General features: G+C 39.6%; 16 protein-coding genes and 3 tRNA genes. 10 read left to right on the forward strand and 9 right to left on the reverse strand.

The window, feature by feature from the left end:
• Positions 1-85 precede the first annotated feature (85 nt).
• Both KH400_RS19670 and KH400_RS19675 read right to left on the reverse strand, forming a co-directional pair.
• On the reverse strand, positions 86-961 hold the full coding sequence (locus KH400_RS19670) for a 50S ribosomal protein L11 methyltransferase (RefSeq protein WP_217227597.1): 876 nt from the start codon (positions 959-961) through the stop codon (positions 86-88).
• A 28-nt stretch (positions 962-989) separates the two neighbouring features.
• Positions 990-2,528 (reverse strand): aldehyde dehydrogenase family protein, encoded by a 1,539-nt coding sequence (locus tag KH400_RS19675; RefSeq protein WP_217227598.1) that lies wholly within the window; start codon positions 2,526-2,528, stop codon positions 990-992.
• A gap of 495 nt (positions 2,529-3,023) precedes the next feature.
• Here KH400_RS19675 and KH400_RS19680 point away from each other — a divergent pair, with 495 nt between their 5' ends.
• The 4 genes from KH400_RS19680 (at position 3,024) to KH400_RS19695 (ending at position 7,047) form a co-directional block, all read left to right on the forward strand.
• Positions 3,024-4,541 (forward strand): glycine betaine uptake BCCT transporter, encoded by a 1,518-nt coding sequence (locus KH400_RS19680; protein WP_438821130.1) that lies wholly within the window; start codon positions 3,024-3,026, stop codon positions 4,539-4,541.
• A 371-nt stretch (positions 4,542-4,912) separates the two neighbouring features.
• Positions 4,913-5,287, forward strand: a complete 375-nt coding sequence (locus KH400_RS19685; RefSeq protein WP_217227601.1) for a Na-translocating system protein MpsC family protein — start codon at positions 4,913-4,915, stop codon at positions 5,285-5,287.
• Between the two features lie 157 nt (positions 5,288-5,444).
• Entirely contained in the window at positions 5,445-6,458 is a 1,014-nt protein-coding gene (locus KH400_RS19690) for a sodium-dependent bicarbonate transport family permease (protein ID WP_217227603.1), read from the forward strand.
• A 64-nt stretch (positions 6,459-6,522) separates the two neighbouring features.
• Positions 6,523-7,047, forward strand: coding sequence for a carbonic anhydrase (locus tag KH400_RS19695; protein ID WP_217227604.1), 525 nt, complete (start codon positions 6,523-6,525; stop codon positions 7,045-7,047).
• 492 nt (positions 7,048-7,539) lie between these two features.
• Here the strand turns inward: KH400_RS19695 and KH400_RS19700 are convergent.
• From KH400_RS19700 to KH400_RS19710, 3 genes are all read right to left on the reverse strand, one after another.
• A tRNA-Asp gene (locus KH400_RS19700) sits at positions 7,540-7,616 on the reverse strand.
• 66 nt (positions 7,617-7,682) lie between these two features.
• Positions 7,683-7,758 (reverse strand) — tRNA-Val (locus KH400_RS19705).
• A gap of 6 nt (positions 7,759-7,764) precedes the next feature.
• Positions 7,765-7,839 (reverse strand) — tRNA-Glu (locus tag KH400_RS19710).
• 223 nt (positions 7,840-8,062) lie between these two features.
• On the opposite strand from KH400_RS19710, the gene KH400_RS19715 reads away from it, so the two are divergent.
• Positions 8,063-9,616, forward strand: a complete 1,554-nt coding sequence (locus KH400_RS19715) for an FAD-dependent oxidoreductase (RefSeq protein ID WP_246589891.1) — start codon at positions 8,063-8,065, stop codon at positions 9,614-9,616.
• 30 nt (positions 9,617-9,646) lie between these two features.
• Positions 9,647-10,456, forward strand: a complete 810-nt coding sequence (locus tag KH400_RS19720; RefSeq protein ID WP_217227605.1) for a histidinol-phosphatase — start codon at positions 9,647-9,649, stop codon at positions 10,454-10,456.
• A 63-nt stretch (positions 10,457-10,519) separates the two neighbouring features.
• Here the strand turns inward: KH400_RS19720 and KH400_RS19725 are convergent, their stop codons facing one another.
• Positions 10,520-12,697: a malate synthase G gene (locus tag KH400_RS19725; protein WP_217227606.1), complete on the reverse strand. Its 2,178-nt coding sequence runs from the start codon at positions 12,695-12,697 to the stop codon at positions 10,520-10,522.
• Positions 12,698-12,881: 184 nt separating this feature from the next.
• Between KH400_RS19725 and KH400_RS19730 the strand changes: the two genes are divergently transcribed.
• The 4 genes from KH400_RS19730 to KH400_RS19745 all read left to right on the forward strand — a co-directional run bounded on the left by KH400_RS19730 (position 12,882) and on the right by KH400_RS19745 (position 17,203).
• Positions 12,882-13,781 carry a LysR family transcriptional regulator gene (locus KH400_RS19730; RefSeq protein WP_217227607.1) on the forward strand — a complete coding sequence of 300 codons (900 nt, stop codon included), beginning with the start codon at positions 12,882-12,884 and terminating at the stop codon, positions 13,779-13,781.
• Positions 13,782-13,969: 188 nt separating this feature from the next.
• On the forward strand, positions 13,970-14,347 hold the full coding sequence (locus tag KH400_RS19735; RefSeq protein ID WP_217227608.1) for a GntR family transcriptional regulator: 378 nt from the start codon (positions 13,970-13,972) through the stop codon (positions 14,345-14,347).
• Positions 14,344-15,246: an ABC transporter ATP-binding protein gene (locus KH400_RS19740; RefSeq protein ID WP_217227610.1), complete on the forward strand. Its 903-nt coding sequence runs from the start codon at positions 14,344-14,346 to the stop codon at positions 15,244-15,246. Before KH400_RS19735 ends, KH400_RS19740 begins: the two co-directional genes overlap by 4 nt.
• Positions 15,221-17,203, forward strand: a complete 1,983-nt coding sequence (locus tag KH400_RS19745) for a hypothetical protein (protein WP_217227612.1) — start codon at positions 15,221-15,223, stop codon at positions 17,201-17,203. Before KH400_RS19740 ends, KH400_RS19745 begins: the two co-directional genes overlap by 26 nt.
• 588 nt (positions 17,204-17,791) lie before the next feature.
• Here KH400_RS19745 and KH400_RS19750 read toward each other — a convergent pair.
• The 3 genes from KH400_RS19750 to KH400_RS19760 all read right to left on the reverse strand — a co-directional run bounded on the left by KH400_RS19750 (position 17,792) and on the right by KH400_RS19760 (position 20,907).
• Entirely contained in the window at positions 17,792-18,352 is a 561-nt protein-coding gene (locus tag KH400_RS19750) for a DUF6944 family repetitive protein (RefSeq protein ID WP_217227614.1), read from the reverse strand.
• A 184-nt stretch (positions 18,353-18,536) separates the two neighbouring features.
• A complete protein-coding gene (locus KH400_RS19755; RefSeq protein ID WP_217227616.1) occupies positions 18,537-19,991 on the reverse strand; it encodes an MDR family MFS transporter in 1,455 nt (484 codons plus the stop codon).
• A 28-nt stretch (positions 19,992-20,019) separates the two neighbouring features.
• The gene (locus tag KH400_RS19760; protein ID WP_217227617.1) at positions 20,020-20,907 is read right to left on the reverse strand and encodes a TetR/AcrR family transcriptional regulator; all 888 of its coding nucleotides are present in this window, start codon (positions 20,905-20,907) and stop codon (positions 20,020-20,022) included.
• Positions 20,908-21,124: the final 217 nt, after the last annotated feature.

A 21,124-nucleotide genomic window follows, 5' to 3' on the forward strand; every position in this document is an offset into this window, starting at 1 on the left:
ATCTATTTTAATTATCATACTGTATAAATGGGAAAATGGAAACACCTTTTTACAAATCTCATCGATCTTCAAAAAAGCTGCTACATTATTCAATATAAAGCGTAATCCATTCATTTGATTGCTGCTCATCCTTGATCACAAAACCCGCCTTTGTAAACAGAGACCTTAGCTGCTCACAGTTCCACTCGACAATACCAGAAATCAAAAAGCTTTTTCCTTTAGCTAATAACTGATGCTTATGAATGAGCTGAATCGTTTCATCAGCACCAATATTAATAATGATCAAATCATATGTCTGATCAATATTGAAATCTGTAGCAAACAAATCTGCCTGTACGATTTGAATAGTAGAGATGTCATTTAATGATGCATTATGGTTCACTTCACGTTCAACAGGCTCAATATCAACAGCAGTAACTGCTTTTGCTCCCCTTCGCGCGCAGGCAACACTTAAGATTCCTGATCCAGTACCTAAATCAAGGACGTCACATCGGTTTAAATCACGTGCTAATAACATCCGTAAACAATCTTGAGTGGTTTCATGCAGCCCTGTCCCAAACGCAGCTTGCGGATCAAACTTGAGGACCTGTTTATTCGTATAATCTTCATCAGAGCCAGGATAGGCAATCACCCAACCATTCCCTAAGTCAACATCAGTAAAAGCTGGAGTAGAGTAATCGACTTCTATTTTTTGGTAATGAATAGCTGACTTTTCAATGGCTAGTACTTGAGTGAGTTGATTAAAATAACTCTCCGGTAAATCTGGTACTTCTTCTGGATCACCGTAAATTTTCAGTTCAATGATCTCCTTATTCGTTTCTATAAAATCATACCCATTTCTTACTTTTGTGACCTCGATTGGCGCCTCATAATAAAGGTTGATGATTCCAGCTGCCGTTAATTTTTCAATAACATGCTCAATTTCATCTGATGAAACAGAAATAACAAATTCATGGAGCATCTCACATCTTCCTTTCCAAACAATTTTTTCACTTTTTAAGTAGCTTTTTGTACGTACGAACAAACTTTGCCCAGTTACGCTTTTTTGAATATAAATGATAAATTAAATCTTTTAGTAACGGGTATTTCTCACGGTATGGATACCAATAGAGTTCACTATTCTTGCTTCCTTTATCGACCATGACTGATTTTTCATGGCAAAAATCCCGCAAACCAGCCTCACCATGATAACGTCCAAGCCCACTTTCTTTTATTCCCCCAAACGGCAAATGGTGATTAGCTACTGTAACAATCACCTCATTAATTAAGACATTTCCACTCAGCAACTGACTAGCCACTCGCTTAGCCTTCTTTATATCTGAACTCCAAACACTTGCATTTAATCCATAATTTGAATCATTAGCAAGGGCAATGGACTCTTCTTCTGTATCGAATGGCAACATCGGTAATATAGGGCCAAACGTTTCCTCTTTGACAACCTTCATCTCTTGGTTCACATTGGTTAGAACAGTTGGCGGGATAAACAACCCACTACTCTGATCCCATTGTTCCGGTACCACACCAGCTTCTAATGTAGCCCCTTCACGTATCGCTTCTTCTACTTGAGCTTTAACGATTTCTACCTGTTGGGGATAGGTCATCGAGCCAATGTCATCATCAATAGCCGTACCTTGTTTTAACTTCTTCACTTCTGCAACTAATTTTTCTTTAAACGAGTCATAAATGCTTCGATGTACATAAAGCCTTTCGACAGACATGCATACTTGTCCACTATTAGTAAACGCTCCCCACAAAGCCCCTTGAACAGCACGCTCAATATTGGCATCCTCAAAGACAATCATTGGATCTTTCCCTCCTAGCTCTAAAGTGGTCGGTATCAAATCCTTGGCTGCTTGTTGTTGAATCATTTTGCCTGTTCGTACAGAGCCTGTGAAAAAAATATAATCCGGCTTCCCAGCTGTTAACGCGGCCCCAAGATTGCCTCCTCCATGAGCAACTTGAACAACATGAGGAGGTAAACCTGCCCCTTGGACAATGTCTTCAATTTGCTTTCCCACTAACGGGGTCACCTCAGATGGTTTGAGGATAACAGTATTCCCAGCAACTAGTGCACTAACAACTGGGATAAGAGCGAGTTGGAGCGGATAGTTCCAAGGTGAAATAACCAACACAACACCACGGGGGATATACTCAACGTACGATTTTTTACCAAAAAACAAAAGTGGTGTCGTCTTTTTTTGCTCACTTAATATATGCTTGGCATGTTTTTCGATATGGCACAAACCATCTACAACGGGCAAAAGATCGGCTACAACTGCTTCAGTCTTTACCTTTCCCGTATCATCGGCGATAACCGTAGCAATATCATCAAGATGCTCCGTCATATAAATGCGAATATTTCTTATGTACTTAATTCGTTCAGGTAACCGTAGACCTGACCATGTCGCAAAAGCTGCTCTCGCCTTCGAATAAAGATCGGGCACATCTGAGGTGGCTGTCAATTCAACTTTACCGATCCATTGGCCTGTGGCTGGATGGTAAGAGTGTAACTTATTATTTTCTTGCATGGCTTCAACCTCTTCTTTCTACTCAACGTGTCCTTATTTATACCCTTAATTCATACCTACTAACATTCATGAGTTTTTGTATAGGATTGAAAAATTTATCAAAACTAACCTATGACTACTTCAAAAGGAGGATGCATGTTGACAAACCGTAGCAATAACAGAGTCGGACAACGCGATCCCAACCAATATCACGTACTAAGTCGTAAAGCCAAAAATACGGGGCTTGAAGCTTCTTATGAATATGGGAGCGGTAATCGAACATCAAAAAAATCACGCTAAACCTTAAATATCGTACCACATATTAAACATCTACACCTATCGTTTGGGGCTGTCTACAAGTTATCGCACCTATTGTCCTAAGGTAACGATGACTTGGATGACAGGCAGCCCCTATATCATAAATGAAAATCAAGCAAGTGGACACACTAGTTAAACAACACTATAAGGAAAGAAGGGATGGACTTGGAACAAACAAATCAACAAGGCAAACCAGGGATTGTCTTTTATACGTCTGTTATTATCGCTCTGTTATTTGTTTTTTGGGGTGTGTTCTTCACAGATCACCTCTCAAATCTCACTGCTGATGCCCTAGCCTTTGTACTTGAAGTTTTTGGTTGGTTCTATGTACTAATTGCCGTGTTATTCGTTATTTTCATTTTTTATCTAGCATTTAGCCGCTTTGGGAAAATCCGCTTAGGTAAAGATGACGATGAACCTGAATTTTCAAAAGCGAGTTGGTTCGCCATGCTTTTTAGTGCCGGAATGGGGATAGGGTTAGTCTTCTGGGGAGTAGCAGAGCCAACCTTTCACTACTTGTATGCACCATTTGATATAGCACCATCAGAATCAGAGGAATCGGCAAAATTGGCGTTTCGTTATACGTTCTTCCATTGGGGATTGCAACCTTGGGCCATTTATTCATTAGTTGCCCTTGCCCTTGCTTACTTTAACTTCAGAAAGGGAGAAAAAGGGTTAATTAGCATGATTTTCAAACCGTTACTTGGTGATCGCGTTTATGGGCCAATCGGCAACATTATTGATGTCATTGCGATTTTCGCGACAATTTTTGGTGTCGCCACCACGCTCGGTTTTGGTGCGTCACAGATCTCCGGAGGACTTAATTATCTCTTTGACATACCAAACACAACAACAACTCAAATTTCAGTTATTGCCATTGTGACCGTATTATTTATGTTATCTGCTTATACCGGTTTGAAGAAAGGGATCAAATATTTAAGTAACACGAACTTAGTGCTGGCAGCGCTACTGCTTCTGTTTACGTTCTTGCTAGGTCCAACCCTATTTATTCTTAATACATTCACTCAGTCGATTGGGGATTACTTAGGTAACCTTGTCCAAATGAGTTTCTCATTAAGTGCCATTGACCAGCACCCTTGGGTACAAGATTGGACAATCTTTTATTGGGCATGGTGGATTGCATGGGCTCCATTTGTCGGCTCATTCATCGCTCGTGTCTCTAGAGGGAGAACGATACGAGAATTTGTCATCGGTGTACTTCTTGTACCGACAGTCACATGTTTCTTTTGGTTTTCTGTCTTTGGCGGATCCGCGATACACCTTGATCTATTCCAAGGCGTAGATATTAGTACAGCGGTTGATACGGATATGGATACTGCGCTATTTGTTACGCTTGATCAGTTCCCAATAAGTATGGTTACCTCACTCATTGCGATTCTGCTGGTAATGACGTTCTTTATTACATCAGCAGATTCGGCGACGTTTGTTCTTGGGATGATGTCAAGCGACGGTTCAATGGAGCCAGGGCTTAGAATTAAATTTACATGGGGTATTTTACAATCTGCGGTTGCAGCCATCCTTCTACTAGCCGGTGGCCTAGTGGCACTTGAGCAGATGCTCATCACCTCGGCCTTACCATTTGCCATTATTATGGTTGGGATATGTATTTCTCTGTATAAGGCTTTAAGTCAAGAGTTCACCAAAGAAGACAAAGGTGGAAGACGTTGGAAACGTGAGCGTAGAATTCAATCCTAACCGAATCGAACAAAAGGACATTGGTTAACAACTAACAGCTCACCTCGTTTAGTTTCTTACCTGAGGTGACTGTTAGTTGGCTTAATAAACAACCGATCTGTTATGAATCGTTCACTCCTTATAATATTTTATATTGACAAACATAGACGGTTTTTATATACTGTATGTAATATAATAATCAACTCCGAATAGTTTTATCAATACACACTTATAGCTAAAGTGAAATTAGCATATGATTAATATTTGTTATTGATCATGTGAAAATTTTATTTGTTGCTATAAGATGGGGATTAGAAGTTATCGGTATATTTCTGTTTAGACATGTCTAGGTAGAAGTATACCTTTTTTAGTTCCAAAAAAGGGGGAGAACCATGCAAAAGACACAACTAAAAAAAAGCGTACTAGAAGCAGAAATCAGCAAATCATTAACACAGTGGGAGAAAGAATACCTCGGACGTGGGTCAGTAAATGTAAAAACTGACATTGTCAGAAACATGATTATCGTCATATTAAAAGGGGTTCTTACACCTGCTGAAAAGGAACTTGCTAAAGATCCTCAAGGGATATTAGACATTAAAAAAACACGAGCAGCATTGATTGAGAGCGGCAACCAACAATTGAAATCAATTATTTATGAGATGACAAACGAAGAAGTTGTTAGCTTTCATACAGATATAAGCGTTCATAACGGCGAACGTGTCATTGTATTTATGCTAAATGATAATCTTGAAAAAAAATTAATATGATTCCGGGAGATTCATTAAAACACCTTTAAGGTAAGGTGAGTTAATAATAGACCGACATGACATAATAGGCGAAATTTATTTCCGCCATTGTCTTGTCGGCTTTTTTTATGTCTCTGAACCGGACATAAAGAAAAGTTAAAAAAAGGTGGTAAAGAGTATGATTGAAATTATTACTGAGAATCTTTTATCTCCTGTCGTCTTATTCTTTGTACTTGGTTTGATTGCAGCGATTTTCAAGTCAGACTTAACGTTTCCCAAAGGTTTAAGTGAAGCTTTAAGTATTTATTTATTAGTAGCGATCGGGCTTAAAGGCGGGATTGAACTTTCTAATTATACACTAGAAGCAGTGATTCAACCGATTGCAGGTACCTTATTTCTAGGGATTGCCACTCCAATCCTGACGCTAATTATTCTCCGCTTCACTCTAAAACTAGACATCAATAACGCGATTGGTTTAGCCGCGACGTATGGATCAGTAAGTATTGTTACGTATGGTGCTGCCTTATCCTTTTTAGAGAACCACAGCATAGGCTATGAAAGCTTCATGAATGCAATGGTTGTTCTAATGGAAATCCCAGCGATCCTTGTTGCTCTTTTTATTTACGGAGCCATTAAAACGACGAAAAAACAACCAATGGCCCCTACAAAACAGGTAGGGATTACAGCCACACCAGGACTTTCATGGATCGATAAAGATGTCTTAAAAGAAAGCTTTTTTGGAAAAAGTGTTCTTTTATTAGTTGGAAGCTTATTTATTGGACTTATTGTTGGAAAAGATGGGCTCCCTGTCATCGAACCTTTATTCATTGATTTGTACAACAGTGTCCTCATGTTATTCCTATTGAACATGGGAATTATGGCTGGAGAACGGTTAGATCTCATTAAAAAACATGGCATAAAACTTGTTTTGTTTGGTATTTGTATCCCAATCCTTTATGGAGTGATCGGTGTACTCGTTGGTTATGCCGTGAACCTATCACTTGGGGGAATGACTTTAATGGGGGTACTTGCTGCAAGTGCATCCTATATCGCTGCACCAGCTGCTCTGAAAACGAGTGTTCCTCATGCAAATCCATCGATTTATTTAGGTTTAGCTTTAGGAATCACCTTTCCATTTAACCTAATCTTAGGTATTCCTATCTATTTTACGGTCGCACAGTGGATCGCTTAAAAAAATACTCCCTATTAGTACCATCCATTAGCGAATGTGAGATCATTAAAGGAGGATTTTTCAGATGGAATTAACAAAAGAAACGCAAGCCACGACGACAAAGAAGCTATTTATTACATGTTTAGACCACGACATCAAACCATTCATTCTCGATGAATTAAATATTCGTTCAACAGAAATGATCGTCTTAAAAAGCTATGATAACGTCATTTCTCACCCATTTGATAGTATAATAAGAAATATTATTATTAGTATTTATGAAAACAATGTTGATGAAATTTATATCATCGGTGAGCAAGAAGCTAAACGACGAACGCTGGATCGAGAGCTGATCATGCGCAAAATGAATGATGATGGCATCACAAAGAATGCCATCAAAACTCTTGAATATTTAAAAGACCCTATCGGTGAAGATATGTATCAATGGTTAGTAGGAGATGAGAACTGCATCGAATCTGCTATTAAAAAAAGCAAAGCAACCATTAGCAATCACCCACTCATCCCTAACCGAATTAGCGTCCGTGGGTTGCTAGTTAATAACGAAAAAGAAACAGTGACATATTTAGAAGATCAATTTGCAAACCAATAATAAAGAGGCTAGGACAACAGATAACAGGTTCAGTTTTGGGAGGGAAAACGTTAATTCGCAGGTTAAATAGCATTACAATTAGCATACAAAAACGCACAGATTTTTTTCTGTGCGTTTTTACTCATATTTTCTTCCCTTGTTGAACTAAGATATCCATTGGTTGAAGATGTCGCTATACCGACGAAAATAGTTCGTATATTTTTATGAAGGACATTTCTACTGCAATTTCCAACTTCTTTGTCCTTCATCGCCTTTATGAAGGACATTTCTACTGCGATTTCCAACTCCTTTGTCCTTCATCACCTTTATGAAGGACATTTCTACTGCGATTCCGGCCTTTTATGTAAATTGTCATTTTCTCTGACAAAACTGAACCCATTACTCACTGGAAAATTTCTATTTTCCAAATATTTTTACTATTCTTAATCAAAAAAATAACCCTAAGTCATTTAGAGTTTCTTTTACTACCTTGCATTATTATTTTAATAAATATGGCGGTCCGGACGGGACTCGAACCCGCGACCTCCTGCGTGACAGGCAGGCATTCTAACCAACTGAACTACCGGACCAGATATGATATTTACTGATGTTGACTTGCAGTGATGTGTTACACCATTGTATCGTCAACTTAAATATGGTGGAGGATGACGGGATCGAACCGCCGACCCCCTGCTTGTAAGGCAGGTGCTCTCCCAGCTGAGCTAATCCTCCATATGTTGGTGACCCGTACGGGATTCGAACCCGTGTTACCGCCGTGAAAGGGCGGTGTCTTAACCACTTGACCAACGGGCCAAACTGTTTTCTCTCAACTTGATAATGTTATTATATAAAACTATTTTAAAAAAGTAAATAGCTTTTTTTATATTTTTTTATTTTTATTTCATTCGTGGTAACGAGATCGTTTCCACAATTATCTTCTAAGTGTATAACCTCTTATCAGCTAAGGAAATATATGAATACCATCTACTTTCACCCACTACATGTATTAAACTTTGATCATCTACAGGAGGCTTTTATGAGTGAAACAAACGAAGTAAATGAGAATATGCCAAAGTACCCTGAACCTTATTGGACGGACTCTGTTGATGTCAAGTCCTTCCCGAAACTAAAAGAGGATATTAAAGTTGACATAGCGATTGTTGGCGGTGGAATTACTGGGATTACGACTGCGTATCTCCTAGTCAAAGCAGGAATGAACGTTGCACTTGTTGACGCAGACAACATTTTGAATGGTACTACCGGTCATACAACAGCAAAAGTCACCTCACAACACGACATTATCTATAATGAATTAGTTCACCACTTTGGCCAAGAAAAAGCAAAGCTTTACTATCAAGCAACAAATGATTCTTATCGTTTTATTAAAGATACCGTCAATGAGTTTGATATTGACTGTGACTTCACCGAAGAGGATGCGTACATTTACACTAATTCAGATAAATATGTGATTGATTTAATGAATGAATACCGTACGTACGAACAACTAGGGATTGATGGTGCTTATTTAGAAAACATCCCTCTACCTATCGATATCAAAGCAGCGATCGTCATGAAAAATCAAGCGCAATTCCATCCCTTGAAGTACTTAGAACACCTTGTTCATTATATCGTTGATCATGGCGGTGCGATCTACGAGAACACTACAGCCGTTGATATCGAGGACGACCTGTATCCAAAAGTTGTAACGAGAGACGGTTATAAAATCAAATGCGATAAGGTGATTAGTTGTTCACATTTCCCATTTTACGATAAACAGAGCTTTTATTTTTCACGCATGTATGCGGATCGATCTTACGTGTTAGCCGCAACGGTTAAGGCGGATTATCCTGGCGGTATGTATTTGAGTGCAGAGCAACCGACACGATCACTCCGCTCAACACCCTATAACGGTGAGAACCTTATTCTTATTGGTGGTGAGGGTCATAAAGCAGGTCAAGGGAAACCGATGATCAATCATTATCAAGCACTTGAAGCATTTGGTGAAGACCTATTTGGCATTAAAGAAATTCCTTATCGTTGGTCCACTCAAGACTTAACGACCTTAGATAAAGTGCCATATATCGGACAACTTACATCAAAGACTGAAAATATATTTGTGGCGACTGGGTACCGAAAATGGGGAATGACAAATGGAACAGCAGCCGCACTTGTATTAAGAGATTTAGTTACGCAACGAACAAGTCCATACAAAGACTTGTATTCACCTTCACGCTTTTATAGTGATCCAAGTCTTAAATACTTCTTAAATGAAAATGCCGATGTGGCCAAACATTTAATTCAAGGAAAATTAGAGTTTGCCCTTGATTTACGTAAGCCTGAAGAATTAAGTGAAGATGAGGGAAGTGCCGTTAAAGTTAACGGAAAAAGAGCTGGTGCCTATCGAGATACAGACGGACAGCTACACATCGTTGATACGACATGCACCCATATGTATTGTGAAGTTGAATGGAATAGTGGTGATCGTACGTGGGATTGTCCTTGTCATGGTTCAAGATACTCGATCGAAGGTGAAGTCATTGAAGGGCCAGCAAAAAAACCGTTACAAAAAATAGAAAAAACAGCTGAATAACCAATCTTTATAAACAAAAGGTGATGAATAATGACCGTATTTGACTTACATACTCATCACGAACGTTGTGGTCATGCGAAGGGAACGATCGAAGACTATATCACCGCAGCGATTTCAAATGGGTTAGATGTTATTGGTATCGCTGATCATTCGCCATACTTCCATTCCAAAGAGGACCACCCCTCTCCTGGTGTGACGATGGCCAAAAGTCAATTTAATGACTATGTAAACGAAGTCTTAACCTTTAAAGAAAAATATCGCGATAAAATCGATGTGTTACTTGGGATTGAATGTGACTATTTTCCTGCCCATATGGAGAGTTACCGTCAAGCGGTACGTAATATACCGTTTGACTACATTATTGGTTCCGTGCACTTCGTTGATGACATCAGCATTTTTAAAAAAGGGCGTTGGGAAGGACTGACTAAGGAACAAAAAATAAAAACAAAAGAAAGCTATTACTCCCTAATTGAACAGTCGGCACGGTCAGGAATGTTCCAAGTCCTCGGTCACATTGATGCGATGAAAGGTTTCTATCCTCAGTTTTCTGAGATCGAAACTGATGTCATTGACCAAACATTACAGGTGATTGCCGACCACGAGTTAGTCATTGAGGTTAATACGTCTGGAAAAACTAAAGATTCCGGTGGCTGGTACCCATCCGACGAGATTCTCGAGCGGGCTCTTTTTCACAATGTTTCAGTTACCTTCGGCTCAGATGCCCATGTACCTGAGCGGGTTGGTGATGAATTTAATATCGTTACCAAACGATTAAAAGAGATCGGCTATCATGAATGGGTATATTTTGTAGACCAAAAGAAAGTACCAGTTCCGATCTAGTACAAAAAGGAGCCCTCAACGGTTCGTATTTCAACCGCTAGGGCTCCTCTATTTTTATACCCGTTATTGTGTTACAAATTTCTCTTTTGCTTCAATACGACGACGATGTAAAATCGGTTCAGTGTATCCGCTAGGTTGGTCATATCCTTTGAAAATGAGATCACTTGCTGCCTGGAAGGCCACCGAGTTCTCATAGTTATCAGCCATCGGTCGGTATGAAGAATCACCAGCGTTTTGCTCATCAACAACCTTCGCCATTCGTTTTAAGGTCTCTAACACTTGTTCCTCTGTACAAATTCCATGGTGTAACCAGTTTGCCATATGCTGACTAGAAATACGGAGCGTTGCACGGTCTTCCATTAAGCCAACGTTATTAATATCAGGAACTTTTGAACATCCAACACCTTGGTCAATCCAACGAACAACATATCCAAGGACACCTTGAGCATTATTGTCTAGTTCATGCTGGATTTCTTCGGCACTCCATTGCGGATTCTCGGCTACCGGCACTTGTAAAATATCGTCTTTTAAGTCTGTGATTTTGCCCTTAAGTTCCGTTTGAACACTCGGAACATCGACTTGATGGTAATGCATGGCATGTAACGTTGCTGCTGTCGGTGACGGAACCCATGCTGTATTAGCACCAGCATGTAATTGGCCAACCTTTTGCTCTAGCATATCTCCCATAAGGTCTGGCATTGCCCACATCCCTTTTCCGATTTGCGCGCGCCCAGAAAGTCCACAAGCTAAACCGACGTTAACATTTGATTTTTCATAGGATTGTAACCACGTTGAATTCTTCATCTCACTTTTGCGGATCATCGGCCCTGCTTCCATTGACGTGTGGATTTCATCACCTGTGCGATCCAAAAATCCTGTATTAATAAATACTGCTCGTTCCTTCACTTCTTTTAGGCATGCCTTTAAGTTTAATGAAGTACGGCGCTCTTCATCCATAACCCCGATCTTAAGCGTATGTCGTTCTAAACCAAGGACATCCTCAATACGGCTAAATAATTTGTTACTAAACGCTACCTCTTTAGAGCCATGCATTTTTGGTTTAACAATATAGACAGAGCCTTTCGTTGAGTTTTGATAATCGCTATTTTTTAATAAATCATGCTTTGCAATTACACTCGTGATCATCCCGTCTAAGATGCCTTCAGGAACTTCTTCACCGTTTTGATCCAAAACAGCATTATTGGTCATTAAATGTCCAACATTACGGACAAACATCAGCGAACGTCCCGATAAAGTGAGTTCTCCTCCCGTTATCGATGAATACGCACGGTCTGGGTTTAACTTACGAGTAACATCCTGATCGCCCTTTTTGAACGTTGCTTGAATGTCACCTTTCATTAACCCTAACCAGTTCCGATAAACCTCTGTTTTATCTTCAGCATCAACCGCAGCAACAGAATCTTCACAATCCATGATCGTTGTAATCGCTGATTCTAACAACAGATCTTTTACACCTGCTTCATCAGATTTACCGATTGGATGAGTACGATCAATCTGGATTTCAACGTGCAATCCATGATTTTTTAGTAAAACAGCAGATGGGTCACTAGGTTGCCCTTGATAACCAACCAATTGAGAACCATTCTTTAATCCTGTTGTCTCTCCATTGCGTAGGAACGCCTTTAGGTTACCATCAGCAATGACGTATTGAACCACATCACCATGAGATTGCTCGTTTAATGGGGCCGTTTGATCTAGAAATTCTTTTGCATAACGAATCACCTTCTCGCCACGAGTCGGATTGTATGACGTCCCTCGTTCTGCACCATCCTCTTCACTGATTGCATCCGTTCCATAAAGCGCATCATACAAACTTCCCCAACGAGCATTAGCGGCATTAATCGCATAACGCGAATTATTGACAGGAACGACTAGCTGCGGACCAGCTTGAATCGCAATTTCATCGTCAACATTCGTTGTTGTTATTTCAAAATCTTCCACTTCCGGTTCTAAGTATCCAATCTCCTCTAAAAATGTTTTATATGTCTTAAAATCAATTGATCCTTTATTGCCTTTATGCCACTCACTAATTTTTCGTTGCAAATCTTCCCGTTCCACTAATAACGCTTTATTTTCAGGCGCTAATTCATGAACAACTGTGTTCAACCCCGACCAAAACTGTTCACTAGAAACACCCGTACCAGGTAAAGCTTCTGAATTAATAAACTCATATAAAACCGATGCTACTTGTAGATTTTCAACTTTTACATAGTTTCCCATAAACTGCTTCCCCCATTCAATTTCGTCTTTGTTCATCCATTATATAATACTCACTATCTATTATACTACACAAAACACTTTTAACCTCTGTTATATTATAATATATTGCTATGGTATAATCAAAATACATATTTTAAATATCTATTATGCACAAAAGTTATAGATGGAAGGTGGACATCGGATTATGGACATTCGTCAACTTGAATATTTCTCTGCTGTTGCCAGTCACTTAAGTTTCACAAAGGCATCAAAAACACTGCACGTTTCTCAACCATCAATTAGTAAGGCTATAAAAAACTTAGAAGATGAACTCGGCGTTCCATTGTTTTACCGATCACCGAAACGTCTCGAACTAACCGATGCAGGCAAAGCAGTATTAGTGAATGCCAAACACGTCTTAGAAGCCTTTGAGCAGTTAACTACCGAACTAACCGATGTCATCGAATTAAAAAAAGGGGAAATTAACATTGGCATACCGCCAATTGTTGGGGCAACATTTTTTTCACAAGTCGTAAAATATTTTAAAGAACAGTACCCACACATCAACATTAAACTAACTGAAGTAGGCACCAAGAAAATAAAAGAAGGGGTTGAAAACGGTTCACTAGACATCGGATTAATTTGTTCAATCCCAAAGACAAACCAAAGCTTTGAAACGTTAAAACTCTCGAAAGATCCCTTGCAGCTTGTCGTCTACAAAGACCACCACTTAGCTTCACAAACAAAGATTCACTTCTCTACTTTAGCAACGGAATCATTTATCTTATATCGTGAAGACTTTTCTCTTCACGATACGATCATCGAGCAATGTTTGCAGAATGGCTTCCAACCACAAATTATCTGCGAAAGCTCACAACGCGATTTTATGATCGAAATGGTGGCAGCAAAGTTAGGTATTGCCCTACTCCCGAGTAAAGTCTGTGAACAAATTACGAATAAGCATATTCGAGTTATCCCCTTAAGCGATACAGACTTACATTTAGAGTTAGGCCTCGTCTGGAGAAAAGATAAGTACCTCCCATTTGCAGCACGTCAATTAATCGATACTGCACACCACCTGATTTTAACAAAAGAACAAATATAAAAAATGGTAACCCGTCCGATCAATCAAACCCGATCGTGACGGTTTTTTTATAGGTACACCCTAATCTTTTCCACAAAAGACTCTTTACGAATGCGCACCACTCCTTTATACTATATCTGTATTAAACGTTGTAATACAGATGGTACAAGTAATACAGCAGATCCAAGTACATATAAAGGAGGGGTCGAATGTTTGAATTAGATGTACGAAGTCGTAAACCCATCTACGAACAATTGGTTGATAAAGTCAAAGAGTTAGTTGTGACACAAGTGCTTAAACCAGATGAGAAGCTACCTTCCGTTCGGTTGTTATCTAAAGAGCTGACGATCAACCCGAACACGATACAAAAAGCCTATCGTGAATTAGAAAGGCAAGGCTATTTATATTCATCAAACCGGAAAGGGTATTTCGTAGCGCCAATCGAGCTGATCTCAAACGAAGAGAAATTAGAGAAAGAATTAAAGCCACAATTTTATCAATTGCTTCGGGAAGCTATTTATCTAGGTTTAACGGAAGAGGAACTAATCGAATGGTACAAAGATGTGGATAAGGAGGGAATAGAATGATTCAAGTGAAAGGATTAACCAAATCATTTGATGGAGAAAGGGCCGTCCAAAACATTGATTTAACTGTAAAGAAAGGATCGATCTATGGATTGTTAGGCTCAAATGGTGCCGGAAAAACAACACTCCTTAAAATGCTCACAGGTATTTACCGTCCTAATCAAGGGAGTATTCATATTGATGATGCACCTGTTTATGAAAATGATAGTTTAAAGCAGCGGGTAGTGTTTATCCCGGATGCGTTGTATTTTTTCCCGCAATCATCGATTAAACAAATGGCGGCTTATTATCGTCACTTTTATATCAACTGGAATGAAGAACGTTTTAAAAAGCTTGAGCAAGTGTTTCAAATTGATCCAAAAAAGAAGATTCATCGCCTCTCAAAAGGGATGCAGCGACAAGTCGCGTTTTGGTTAGCGTTATCTTGTATGCCTGATGTATTGATTCTTGATGAACCAATTGATGGCCTCGATCCGGTAATGCGCAAAAAGATTAAAAATTTGTTGTTTCAGGATGTCGCTGAACGAGAAATGACGGTACTAATTTCTTCGCATAATTTAAGAGAAATTGAAGATATCTGTGACCATATCGGGATTATGCATCACGGGAAGCTCGTCATTGAAAAAGAATTAGATGACCTAAAGGCTGATACACAAAAAATCCAAGTTGCCCTGCAACACCCAGATGATGAACAAGAGCTGTTAGCACAACTGGAGGTCCTACACCGTGAAAAACGAGGGAGTGTCTCCCTACTTATTGTTAGAGGGCATCAGGATGATATTAACGACACAGTAAAACCATATCAGCCGGTCATTTTTGATAGCTTACCACTAACACTAGAAGAAATATTTATCTATGAAATGGAGGGACACGGCTATGAAATCGAAAACATCCTTCTATAATGGCGGAATCATCAGGCAAAACGTTAAACAACATGGTTGGATTAGTCTAATTTATTTTACCGTTCTTATTTTTGCATTACCACTCCAGATGATCATGATTGATACAGAGCTGCACCAACACCGGTTTAATCATCTCGATGATTTTTTTAGTTTTGCAGGACCTTTACAAACGTTAGCTGTCAGTATCATACCGATATTAACTGGGATATTCATCTTCCGTTATTTACACGTTAAGGTTGCTGCTGATATGGCCCATAGCCTCCCATTACGCAGAGGCTCATTATTTACCAACCATTATTTAAGCGGGCTTTTCATGTTACTTATCCCTGTATGGACAACCGCAATCATCACAAACTTAGTACGTTCGATTGTCTCATACGGAGACCAGCTCACAGCAAGTGATCTCATCACGTGGGCCGTAACAATGACACTATTTACGATCTTCTTTTACTCATGCTCCGTTCTCGTCGGTATGATGACAGGGATCAGCGTGATTCAAGGGATCCTCACTTATATTTTACTAGTTTTACCGCTCGGACTAATTACGTTAATGAGTTTTCATTTACGAATGTTCTTAAATGGGTTCTCAGAGCGATACACAACGAGTATTAACGTTGAAAAATGGTCACCACTGATCCATTTTGCTGAGATTTCTCGCAACGCACTCTCTATTTTTGAGGTGACCATGTACTTCGGTGGTACACTCCTGCTAGTGATCATCGCTTACATTCTATATAAGTTTCGCCATATCGAATCGGCTTCACAAGCGATCGCGATTCAGCCGTTGCGTCCGGTATTCAAATATGGAGTCACATTTTGTTTCATGTTACTGAGCGGCGCATATTTTGAGAGAGGCGATGGGCTCAGCTGGCTCATTTTCGGTTATATCATCGGCTCCTTCATTGGCTATATCATTGCAGAAATGATATTGCAAAAAACATGGCGAATTTTCCAACCAAAAGCTTTCATCGGATATATCGGGTTTGCAGCCGTTACCGTTCTCCTTATTATCGCAATAAGCATGGATATCACTGGCTATGAAACCAGGGTTCCAGAAGCTAGTCAAGTAGAAAGTGTTTATTTCGGTCAAAATATTTTCAATTTGCGTGACGAGCTAGACAAAGACAGCAGTGATGCTTTCATTACGGACGAAGATTATATTGAAAAAGTGATTGCTTTACATGAAACTGCAAGCCAACAACAATCAAATGAACAAGAAAGTCACCAATATGGTAGTAACTACTTTTTCATAGCTTACCAGCTTGAAAATGGAAATCGTCTTGTTCGTGAATATGAGCTTTCACATGAACTAACCAAAGAACAGATTGCACCGGTTCTAGAATCTGAACAATATAAAAACAGTCACTTTCATCTTAAGCAGCTCGAGCGACCAACCGATACGATTACAATTATTGCAAACGAACCAATCAATAAAAGTATAGCCATTATAGATCCTGATGAGATGGCTGAGCTGAAGCAAATTGTAAAAGGTGAGTATATCAACATGAGCTATGACGAAATGATGACAAGTAAAAGAGATTGGGCGACTATCCAACTGTCATTCACTGACACAGACCAAGACCAACTGAACATGCAACGTACAGCATTTCCTTGGAAAAAGTCGTTTTCAACTTTGGAACAATGGTTAGAAGAGAATAATTATCTTGATCAAGCAAGAATACATGCTCATGAGGTTGAGTATCTCGAAGTCGTACAGATTGCCGAGAACGGGGATAGACATATCCATCCAACTCAGGTTTTCAACCTCCCACACGAATATCATATTCTTTCGTCTACACAAATCGTTGATGAACAGGAAATAGACGCGGCACTACAAGTATATAGTGACTACACAGAAGGGCAATATTTCCTTAAGTTTGTAACTATTGATGGTACAGAATTTTATGGAATGTTTACATCCGATTCGATCCCCAAGGAGATTTATTCACAATTGTAATCTCACCGTCACAAAAGCGGTGAGACTACAATGACAAGGGAGATAGTAGTGTCAATCGCACAAACACGCAGGGGGATTAACCTCTGCGTGTTTCGGCTTTTTAATGAGATTCCTGGCTCTTTTGTGCTTCATCGCTCTTATGAAGGACATTCCTCTTGCTTTTCTACCTCATTTTGTCCTTCATCAGCTTCATGAAGGACATTCCTCTTGCTTTTCTACCTCATTTTGTCCTTCATCAGCTTCATGAAGGACATTCCCCCTGCTTTTCTACCTCATTTTGTCCTTCATCAGCTTCATGAAGGACATTCCCCCTGCTTTTCTACCTCATTTTGTCCTTCATCAGCTTCATGAAGGACATTCCCCCTGCTTTTCTACCTCATTTTGTCCTTCATCAGCTTCATGAAGGACTTTTCCCCTGCTTTTCTACCTCATTTTGTCCTTCATCAGCTCTATGAAGGACTTTTCTCTCGTGACTATCCTTTTGTCACTATACTCACTTTAATGTCACCCCTCTTTGACTAACTCCCCAATTTAACGAGATTCCCAAACTTCTAATCAAGGAACGTTTAATCCATGGCATCCGATTTTCTATAACAACTGTTGCTCCCTTAGTTCATTCGTATAAAGAATCGCATTAAAGTTAGAGCCAATCGCTTGTAGAACAGCACCAATTGTTGAAATCGGCTGAGCCTCTTCTCCCCGCTCATTCAAACGAAAAACACCAGCAATAGCCTCTAACCCTGCCCCAAGAGCCTGTGTCGCATTTCCTATGGCATAATCATGCTCCCCTTCAAAATGATCAGCCGCTGCACTAATCGACGACCCCATTGACTGAAAGGTATCACCTAGAGCTTCGAGACGAATGTTATCATCACCATTCTCATCAAACGCTTGCAAATAAGCCCCTAATGAGGAGGCTGACGCCCCAACACCATCAATCCAGTTTCCTGTAAAATCAAGCACGTTATCTGTTGCGACCGTTCCAATTAACAAACTCCCGACTGCTTGTAGTCCTTCACCGATAGTAACGAGGAGTTCATTGCTATTTTGTATGCCAGCTAACTCTCTCCCCTCTGCAATCGCAGAGACTATGGTTCCAATTGCATCTAACCAAGCACCACTTAACAGTTTATATTCATCTACTGCCATTGCAACCACCGCCTCTGCTCGTACTCTGTTTGTTTTATTCTATTCATCCTCTTTAATTTCAGTGAGGTTATCAACCTGGTTGCAAAGCTACAAGCATCATTTCCCATAGTATTTTTTTGATAAGTCTAAAAAACCTCACCTTACATCTAACATGTAAGCTGAGGCTTTCTTCCCTTTATAATAACTATCCTTCGGTAACGGCCTTTCCTTGTTCTTTCCGTTCATCTGTATCATCTTCTGGCGCTTCTTTTTTCTTTATAAAAAGAGCTAAAATAAGACCTGCCAATGATAACGCCCCTGCAACAATAAAGGACATATTAACACCATGAACCAGCGCCAAATCAATATCACCAGTCGCTTGCGGGTCGAGTGCTGTCGTTGTCATCACTGTTACTAACACAGCCGTCCCAATTGAACCAGAGACCTGGCGCATCGTATTATTCATTGCTGTACCATGTGGGATCAATACACGTGGCAGTACATTAATGCCTGCTGTTGTGACAGGCATCATTACCATTGATACACCTAACATTCGAACCGCATTTACAACCGTAATATAAGTAAAGGAAGTTGTAGGTGTTAAGTTTGTAAACATAAACGTAGTCACTGTTATCAAGGTCAACCCTATAATCGTCAGTGTACGCGCCCCAATTTTATCGAAAATTCTCCCTGTTATTGGAGACATCAATCCCATAAGTACTGCCCCAGGCAAAATCATTAACCCTGTTTCAAGGGCGGTAAAATGATGCATATCTTGCATATAAATTGGCAGGATCGTCGCACCACCAATCAGTGCAATAAACACAACCATCCCAATAACAGTTGTTAATGTAAACACACCGTATCTAAACACTCGAAATTCCAGAATCGGTTGTTCCAATCGTAATTGACGTCGAATAAACCATATCAATGTGACAACCCCAATGGCGGTAGGTAATATCACCATATAACTGATCCAACTGTGTTCACCAGCATTACTAAAACCAAATAATAAACCACCAAACCCAAGTGAAGACAAGACGATCGATAAGATATCTACCTTAGGGTTTCGCAACGTTGTCACATTTTTCAAGATAAAATAAGCAGCTATCATATCAATAATAGCGACAGGAAAGACAACCCAAAATAAAACAGACCAGTGATAATTTTCAACAATCCATCCTGAAAGTGTCGGTCCAAGAGCGGGAGCAAATGAAATCACGAGCCCTACCATTCCCATTGCCGCTCCCCGTTTCTCAATCGGGAAGACTAACAAAAGGACCGTCTGCATCAGTGGCATCATAATCCCTGCCCCTGCCGCTTGTAACACCCGACCGACCATTAAAAAAGAAAATGTTGGTGCAAGAGCACAGACAAGCGTCCCTAAAGCGAATAATCCCATTGCCACTAAGAATAACTTTCTCGTTGTAAACTTTTCAATTAGAAAGGCGGTAATAGGGATCATTACACCATTTACTAGCATAAAAATTGTCGTCAGCCATTGCCCTGTGTTAGCAGTAATATCAAAATCCCTCATAAAGTGAGGAAGCGCAGTTGTTAGCAAGGTCTGATTTAATATGGCAAGAAAAGCTCCGGTTAACAAAACAGCAACTAGAGGTATCCTTTTTATATTTTCGATTGATTGTTGACTTGTGTCCATCTTTTCAAACCTTCTTTAACTATAAGTTTTATTCTTTTTCGGCTTTTGAATTCTCTACTAGCGCAAGCAGGACTGGTGTTTCTTGTTTAATGTCAATGCGGCGCTCAAGAAAATAACATAATGCTTCAACAATAAACTTTCTGGGCTCGTTAGCTTTTAATTCTTCTTCTAATGAAGCAACTGCTTCTGAGGCTTCCTTCTTCTCCAACGACGTCATTCGAGAACGATCTAATTCTTGTTTAATTTTCCTAAAGACATCTTTAATCATCTGCTCCCTTGACTTTTTTAATGGGATAGATGTAACCGACTCAGATTCACTCATCATTTCAGCACGTAAAGCTGGCTCGACCGTCTTAGGGCCAGCGACAATCATATCAAGTTGTGCAACGAGTACAGCTGCAACCTCCTGTTTATCCAATGGCTTTTTTTCATACATTAGTAGATCAATATACTCTCGTAACGTCCCTTGAAAAAGGAGAGACATATCCCAAACATAAAGATCAACCTGCTCACCATAAGCTTCCCTAAGGCAATCCCGATGCCAATTTAGAAATGTTACTTTTGACTGCTTAATGGCCGAGATGACTTCTAGGTTTTGATGAATAGGGATTGATTTAAAAACTAAATTCAAAAAAGCTCGCACTTTAAGATTCTCGTCTAATTCAACGAATATTTTTTTTTGCAAACGCTCTTTCTTTGACAAACTTGTCACGCGATTAATTTCTTCAGATTTTGCAAACATCGTCTCAAGAGTATATTCAAACAATTGAATCAATAAGTCTTCTTTTGACTCAAAATATTTATAAAGAGTTGCTTTAGACATCCCGCAATCTTCGGCAATCTGTTGCATTGATGTAAAAAAGAACCCCTTATGAGAAAAACGTTCGATGGCTACCTTAAAAACTTTCTCTTTCATCTCTTACACACCCTTATCGAAGTCACAACTCTTCGGTACTACTAAGTATCATGAAAACTGATCAGTTTTATGACTGATTATATAGTCAGGTTACTGTTGTGTCAATTGAGATGCTCGAACTACGATAAAAATAAAGAAGGGGCTGGGACAAAATGATATGCTCCCTCTAGGGTAGACAGATTAAAAAATAAAAATCTGTTTTACCTTAGGGGGAGTA

This window comes from Desertibacillus haloalkaliphilus, assembly GCF_019039105.1.
Classification (GTDB): domain Bacteria; phylum Bacillota; class Bacilli; order Bacillales; family KJ1-10-99; genus Desertibacillus; species Desertibacillus haloalkaliphilus.